Annotated in this window: 7 protein-coding genes; 4 read left to right on the top strand and 3 right to left on the bottom strand. The window is 68.7% G+C overall.

Annotation, left to right across the window (positions count from 1 at the left end; all coding sequences use genetic code 11):
* Window positions 1–75: 75 nt before the first annotated feature.
* Entirely contained in the window at window positions 76–261 is a 186-nt protein-coding gene (locus ACWGIC_RS44315; protein WP_452081948.1) for a hypothetical protein, read from the bottom strand.
* A 155-nt stretch (window positions 262–416) separates the two neighbouring features.
* On the opposite strand from ACWGIC_RS44315, the gene ACWGIC_RS44310 reads away from it, so the two are divergent.
* On the top strand, window positions 417–1,448 hold the full coding sequence (locus ACWGIC_RS44310) for a carbohydrate kinase family protein (protein ID WP_452081947.1): 1,032 nt from the start codon (window positions 417–419) through the stop codon (window positions 1,446–1,448).
* A gap of 89 nt (window positions 1,449–1,537) precedes the next feature.
* Here the strand turns inward: ACWGIC_RS44310 and asnB are convergent, their stop codons facing one another.
* On the bottom strand, window positions 1,538–3,472 hold the full coding sequence (gene asnB / locus ACWGIC_RS44305; protein WP_452081946.1) for an asparagine synthase (glutamine-hydrolyzing): 1,935 nt from the start codon (window positions 3,470–3,472) through the stop codon (window positions 1,538–1,540).
* 212 nt (window positions 3,473–3,684) lie between these two features.
* Between asnB and ctaC the strand changes: the two genes are divergently transcribed.
* Window positions 3,685–4,632 (top strand): aa3-type cytochrome oxidase subunit II, encoded by a 948-nt coding sequence (gene ctaC, locus ACWGIC_RS44300; protein WP_452081945.1) that lies wholly within the window; start codon window positions 3,685–3,687, stop codon window positions 4,630–4,632.
* Window positions 4,633–4,664: 32 nt separating this feature from the next.
* Window positions 4,665–5,087, top strand: a complete 423-nt coding sequence (locus tag ACWGIC_RS44295) for a cytochrome c oxidase subunit 4 (RefSeq protein WP_452081944.1) — start codon at window positions 4,665–4,667, stop codon at window positions 5,085–5,087.
* A gap of 10 nt (window positions 5,088–5,097) precedes the next feature.
* Here the strand turns inward: ACWGIC_RS44295 and ACWGIC_RS44290 are convergent, their stop codons facing one another.
* Window positions 5,098–6,015: a DMT family transporter gene (locus ACWGIC_RS44290; protein WP_452081943.1), complete on the bottom strand. Its 918-nt coding sequence runs from the start codon at window positions 6,013–6,015 to the stop codon at window positions 5,098–5,100.
* Window positions 6,016–6,098: 83 nt separating this feature from the next.
* Between ACWGIC_RS44290 and ACWGIC_RS44285 the strand changes: the two genes are divergently transcribed.
* A complete protein-coding gene (locus tag ACWGIC_RS44285) occupies window positions 6,099–7,058 on the top strand; it encodes a GlxA family transcriptional regulator (protein ID WP_452081942.1) in 960 nt (319 codons plus the stop codon).
* The last annotated feature ends 104 nt before the right edge of the window (window positions 7,059–7,162 follow it).

Raw genomic sequence — 7,162 nt, 5'->3', positions numbered from 1 at the left:
GGCGCACACTGTGCGCCGGGGCCCGTTGTCGTTTCCGGCCGCTGGCCGTTCAACTGCTGCTGGGTTTTCGCGTGCTCAGACGTACGCGTCGAGGTCGGCGACCTGCGCGTGGCAGGCGTCGTCGACCGTCCACGGCCGCGCGGTCCTCGGGAGGGGAAGTCGTGCCTGGTCAGCGGGGCGCTCGGGCTGCAGAGCCGACGGGAGGTCGGCGCAGTCGGCGATCAGGTCGCCGAGGGTTTCCGGTTCGGTCGCGAGGTTCACGAAAGCCACGCTATTCAGCCGGACTTGAACAGGAAACGAGTACCGGCCGGTAGTGTCGGAACGTGGCGCGGAAACTACCCGGAAGGGTCATGACCAGCGGGTAACTTGCGTCAGGGCGCGAAAACGACAGCTCATCCACCTCGTGAGGAGAACCGGTGGCAGACAAGCCCAGGATCGCCGTGTCCGGCAGCATCGCGACGGACCATCTGATGCACTTCCCGGGGAGGTTCGCCGAGCAGCTCGTCGCCGAGCAGCTCCACCGGGTGTCGTTGAGCTTCCTCGCCGACGACCTCGTCGTGCGCCGCGGCGGCATCGGCGCGAACATCGCGTTCGGCCTCGGCGTGCTCGGCGTGCGGCCGGTGCTCGTCGGAGCCGTGGGCCAGGACTGGGCGGACTACCAGTCGTGGCTGCAGCGGCACGGCGTGGACACCGCGGGCGTGCTGGTGTCCGAGATCGCGCACACCGCGCGGTTCGTGTGCACCACCGACGAGGACATGTGCCAGATCGCGACGTTCTACGCCGGCGCGATGGCGGAGTCCCGCAACATCGAGCTGGGGCCGATCGCCGAGCGCGTCGGCGGGCTCGGACTGGTGCTGATCAGCCCGGACGACCCCGAGGGGATGGTCCGGCACGCGCAGGAATGCCGTCAGCGCGGGTACACGTTCGCGGTCGACCCCTCGCAGCAGCTGGCCCGGATGGACGGGGCGCAGGTGCGGTCGTTCGTCGAGGGGGCGAAGTACCTGTTCAGCAACGACTACGAGTGGGAGTTGCTGCTGCAGAAGACTGGCTGGACCGAGGCGGATGTGCTGGAGCGCGTCGGGCTGCGGATCACCACGCTCGGGGAGAAGGGCGTGGAGATCGTCGGGCGGGACGGGACGGCGCTGCAGATCGGGGCGGTGCAGGAGCAGGGGAAGGCGGATCCGACTGGGGTCGGGGACGGGTTCCGGGCTGGGTTCCTTGCCGCGATCGACGGCGGGCTCAGTTTGGAGCGGGCGGCGCAGCTGGGGTGTTTGATCGCGGTGCTGGTGCTGGAGACGGTGGGGACACAGGAGTGGACTCTCGACCGCGCGGTGGCGTTGAGCCGGGTGCGGGAGGCGTTCGGGCCGGAGGCGGCGGAGGAGATCGCTGTGGTTTTGCCTGGCGACGTCGCGCCCCGGGTGGGCGGGCGGCCCCGAAGGCCGTTGTGACGACGGCGCGGCTTTTGTGGCTTCGCGGGTAGGTCGTGAGGGGAACCCTGAAGGAATCAGATTCCCTCAGGGGTCCCCTCACGGACGTTTCAGAGCTTGACCGGGTAGACCGGTTCGGGGATTTCCGGCTTGATGCGGTGTTCCACGAAGATGCCGTGCCACAGCATGAAGACCAGCAGCGCCCACAGCTGGCGGCTGCGGTCCAGCTGGCCTGCCTTGTGCTCGTCGAGCAGGCGCAGGACGGCGTTCTTGTCCAGCAGTTCGTCGGTCTTCGAGTCGCTGATGATGCCGCGGGCCCAGTCGTACATCTCGTTGCGCAGCCACAGCCGGATCGGCACCGGGAAGCCCAGCTTTTTCCGGTTCAGCACGTGGCCGGGGATGATCTTCGCCAGAGCTTGGCGCAGCGCGTACTTCGTGGTGCCGTGCGCGAGCTTCTGGTCCAGCGGAATGGAAGCGGCGACCTTGAACACCTCGGCGTCGAGGAACGGCACCCGCAGTTCCAGCGAGTTGGCCATGGTGACCTTGTCCGCCTTGACCAGGATGTCGCCGCGCAGCCAGGTGTAGAGATCGACGTGCTGCATGCGGGCGACGGGGTCCCAGCCGCGGGACACGTCGTACCAGGGGGCGGTGACGTCCTTGAAGCCGACGCCTTCCTGGTACGTCCGCAGCACGGCGCGCAGCTGCTCGTCGCGGAAGTTGCGGGCGTTGCCGTAGTAGCGGTCTTCCAGCGGCAGCGCGCCGCGACGCAGGAGGTCCTTGCCCCGGGTGCCTTCCGGGATCTTCGTGGACACCTTGCCCAGCAGCTTGCGCACGCCGCCGGGGATCTTTTCGAACGGTGCCAGCGAAATCGGCTCGCCGTAGATCGTGTAGCCGCCGAACAGCTCGTCCGCGCCTTCGCCGGACAGCACCGCCTTCACGTGCTTGCGGGCCTCGCGCGCGATGAACCACAGCGGGACCAGCGCCGGGTCGGCGACCGGGTCGTCCAGGTACCAGACGATGAGCGGCAGCGCTTCCATCATCTCGTCCGCCGACACCGTGCGGACCACGTGCTTCACGCCGATCGCCGCCGCGGACTCCGCGGCCACGTCGACCTCGGAGTAGCCCTCGCGCTCGAAGCCGGTGGTGAACGCGATCAGGTTCGGGTTGTGCTCCTTGGCGAGCGTCGCGGTCGCGGTGGAGTCGATGCCGCCGGAGAGGAACGCGCCGACCGTGACGTCCGGGTCGGAGATCATGTGCTTGCCGACCGAGTCGCGCATCACGTCGGCGATGCGCTCGTACAGCGCCTCCGCCTCGGCCGGGCCGTTCACCGGCTTCGCGGCGAACTTCGGGTGGAAGTAGCGGGTGAACTCGGGCTTCCCGCCCGGCGAGAGCCGGAACGAGGTGCCGGACTCGACGCGGCGGATCGCGGTGTGCAGCGACTCCGGCTCCGGCACGTACTGCAGGACCAGGTAGTGCTGCAGCGCCGTGCGGTCCAGCTCCTGCGCGACGCCGAGCGTGTCCGACAGCTCCAGCAGGCTCTTCTTCTCGCTGGAGAACGCGGTGCCCTTCGGCCCGGCGCTGTAGTAGAGCGGTTTGATGCCGAACGGGTCGCGCGCGCCGAAAACGACCTTTTCGGCGGAATCCCAGATCAGGAACGCGAACATCCCGCGCAGCTTTTCGACCGCTTTGTCCCCGAGGTAGTGATAAGCCGCGACGATCGCCTCGCCGTCGCCCTCAGTGGCGAATTTCGCACCGAATTTTTCGGCGAGCTCGTCGCGCAGTTCGCGGTAGTTGTAGATCTCGCCGTTGAAGTTCAGCGTGTACCGGCCGGGAGCCTCCGGCGGGCCCCACACCAGCGGCTGGTGCGCGTGGTCGACGTCGATGAAGGCGAGCCGGTTGAAGCCGTACACGACCTCGGCGTCGGCCCAGGTGTCCTGCTCGTCAGGGCCGCGGTGGCGCTGGCAGCGCATCGCCGCGCCGACGCTGCCGCGGGCGTCCGCGGCGTCGTTTTCGGTCGCGCAGATCAGTCCAAGCAGGCCGCACACGTGTACTCACACACCTCAGGGTCGGGCCGGTCCGGGGAAGGGCCCAGTATGCCGGGGCCGGGCGCCTCGCCCGGAAAGCGGGTGACGCGTGGCGCAACTGGTCACCCCTTGGTCAGCGGGAGCGGCCAACTCGGCTAGGCTCCGCCTGTCACGAAGATCGGTCGAAGAAGGCCCGGTGTGAGAGGGCCTGTTGGGTGAAAGGGCAGGGCGCAGTGGGAAAACCAGAGCGCACCCCGGTGGGTAAGCGGGTCGGGCGTGTCGCCGCGCTGGCCGTGCTGGTGGCGCTGACCGCGACGGGCTGCTCGGGAGACGAGATCCTCCGCTTCGGCTGGCCCGCCGGCGTCACGCCGCAGGCCGACCAGATGCGCACCCTCTGGACGTGGACGGTCATCGCCGCGCTCGTCGTCGGCGCGATCGTGTGGGCCCTGATCTTCTGGACCGCGATCTTCCACCGCAAGAAGAAGGGCGCCGCCGCGGAAGGCCCCGAGGACCTGCCCCGGCAGTTCCAGTACAACATCCCGCTGGAGATCTTCACGGTCGTCCTCCCGACGATCATGGTCTGCGTGCTGTTCTTCTTCACCGCGACGACCGAGGGCAAGGTCCTCGACAAGAAGCCGAACCCGGACGTCGTCGTCGACGTGATCGCCTTCCAGTGGAACTGGGAGTTCAAGTACGAGGGCGACGCCGCCAAGCGTCCCGACGGCACCCAGGTGAGCACCGTCGGCTCCTCCGGCGAGATCCCGCTGCTCGTGCTGCCGACGAACAAGACGATCGAGTACCGGCTCCGCTCGACGGACGTCATCCACTCGTTCTGGGTCCCGGAGTTCAACTTCAAGCGCGACGTGATGCCGGACCCGGAGAAGAACAACCAGGACAGCTCGTTCCAGAACTCGATCGACCGTGAAGGCTCGTTCGTCGGCCGCTGCGCCGAGCTGTGCGGGACGTACCATTCGGTGATGAACTTCGAGGTGCGGGCGCTGTCCCCGGACAAGTACGACCGGTACCTCAAGCTGCGCACCGAGACGAACCCGAAGACGGGCAAGCCGAACACGGCGTCCGAGGCGCTGGCTTCGCTGAACTGCGGCGAGCTGTGCAGCCCGTACGCGGTGACCACGAAGCCGTTCAACACCGACCGCACCGCGCGCACCGCGTCCAACTGACGGCGAACCAGAAGGAGCAGGGGACCAATCCCATGAAGGTCGAAGCCCGGATTTTCTACATGGTGGCGGGGTTTGCCGTCCTCATGACCGCCGTCTACTGGGTCATGACCGCGCTCTTCACCACCGACCAGAAGGCTGAACCGGTCGGCATCGTCGCGCTGTTCCTGACCGGCGGCCTGGCGTTCCTCGCCGGCAGCTACATGCAGTTCGTGTCCCGCCGGATCGAGGAGCGCCCGGAGGACCGCGAGGACGCCGAGATCAGCGACGGGGCCGGCGAGCTGGGCTTCTTCAGCCCAGGCAGCTACTGGCCGGTCGCGCTGGCCGCGGCGGCCGGGCTGGCCGGCCTCGCCCTCGCGTTCTTCCACGTCTGGCTGCTCGTGATGGCGATCGTGGCCCTGCTCATCGCCGTGGGCGGGCTCGTGTTCGAGTACCACACCAGCCCGGACCACGACTGAGTTTTCCGCTTCACCGAGACGCCCGGCTGGGGATCCCCGGCTGGGCGTTTCGCGTTTCTGGCTTGTCTGCCTTGGCTCGCTGCGGAGCCAGTGCGGCGGCGAGCACCGCCAGCATCCCGAGGCCTTCGGCCCAGGTGAGCCGGTGGCCGAACGCGAGCATGTCCACCACGACCGCGACCACCGGGTACAGGTAGGACAGCAGCGCCACCGTCGTGGTCGGCAGCTTGCCGATGCTCGCGTACATCAGCACGTACATCACCGCTGTGTGCACGGTGCCCAGGAGCAGGAGCCACAGCAGTGCCGGAGCCGAAGTCGGCAGCGGGGTGAACAGCAGCGCGGGCGCGAGCACGATCGCGCCGACCGTCAGCTGCACCGCCGCGAGCAGATGCGGCCGGATGTGCTTGAGCTGCTTCGCGATGAAGGACGCACCGGCGTAGAGCAAGGCGGCGCCGAGCGCGAGCGCGATCCCCGCGAACCGCACCGGCTGTCCGTCGTCTCCTTGGGCGGAAAGGGAAATCACCACGACTCCGGCGAACGCCACGCCCGCCCGGGCGAGGTGCGAACGGCCGACTTTCTCGCCGAGGAACATCGCCGCCATTCCGACCAGGATCAGCGGCTGGGTGTGGTAGACGACGGTGCTGACGCCGATGGACGACAGCGAGTAGGACGCGAACAGCAGCACCCAGTTGCCGACCAGCAGCAGACCGCCGGCGACGGCGAGCAGCAGGTCGCGGCGGGTCGGCCGCCAGTCGCGGAACCAGCCGCGGGCGAGCGACCACACGACCAGCAGGACGCCGCCGACGAGGCAGCGGGCGAACGCGACCGCGGGGGCGGCCGCGCCGCTTTCGAGCACGACCGCACCGATCGTTCCGGACAACGCCATCGCGGCGGACCACTGCAGGACCGGGCGGGATTCGGGGTTCTTCATGCGTCCCAGATTCGCGTTCGCGGCGACGCTCAACCAGTGTCAGAGATGACAATGACCGCAAAACTTGTGACATCCTGGGCGACATGGACGTGCAACGGGTCGCCGTGCTGCTCGCGGACCGGGTTTCGCCTTTCGAGCTGGGGGTCGCGTGCGAGGTGTTCGGTACCGACCGCAGTGCGGACGGCATGCCCGGCTGGGACTTCGGCGTGTGCTCGCCGGGCGGGGCGGAAGTGGCCAGCTGGTCCGGATTCGGCCTAGCCGGACTGCGCGACCTCGACTTCGCGGCGTCCGCGGATTTGGTGATTGTGCCCACGCAAGCGCCGCGGACCGCGCCGCCGCCCGAGCCGTTGCTGGACGCGTTGCGCGCCGCTCGGGAACGCGGCGCGTGGGTCGCCGGGTTCTGCGCGGGAGTGTTTTCGCTTGGCTACGCGGGTTTGCTGGACGGCCGTCGCTGCACCGTGCACTGGATCTACGAACCGGAATTCCGCCGGTTTTTCCCCTCGGCGGAAGTGGACCCGCAAGCGCTCTACGCGGACGACGACGGCGTGTTCACCAGCGCTGGCACGGTCGCGGCGGTGGACCTGTGCCTGCACCTGGTGCGGCGACTCCGCGGTGTTGCGGCGGCTACAGCGTTGGCTCGTCGGATGGTGGCCGCGCCGCACCGCGCCGGTGGACAGGCGCAGTTCGTGCAGGCTCCGGTGCCCGCGACGGCCGCGCCGGACGACGCGGTGGTCGCCGAAGCACTCGAATGGGTGGAACGGCGGCTGGATCAGCCGTTCACGGTCGCGGAATTGGCTCGCCGCAGCGGTTTGGGGGAGCGGACGTTCCTGCGCCGGTTTTCCGCCGCCACCGGGACGACGCCGCACCGCTGGCTGACCGAACGCCGCCTCGATCGGGCACAGGCGCTTCTGGAAGAGGGCTCGCTCTCGGTGGAAGACATCGCTGTGGCCTGCGGATACGCGTCAGCGGCTGCGTTGCGGCACCAGTTTTCGCGGCTGCGCTCGACTACGCCCAGCGCTTACCGGACCGCCTTCCGCTCGTGAGCGGTCTACGACGCGAACGTCCGTGAGGGCCACCTTGAGGGAATCAGATTCCCTCAAGGTGGCCCACACGGGCCTCTCAGCCACGCGACTCGCCACGAGCCCGG

The organism is Amycolatopsis sp. NPDC054798 (genome assembly GCF_053611505.1).
Note: the sequence above shows the minus strand (reverse complement) of the source record. Positions and strands in the feature narration are given on the sequence as shown.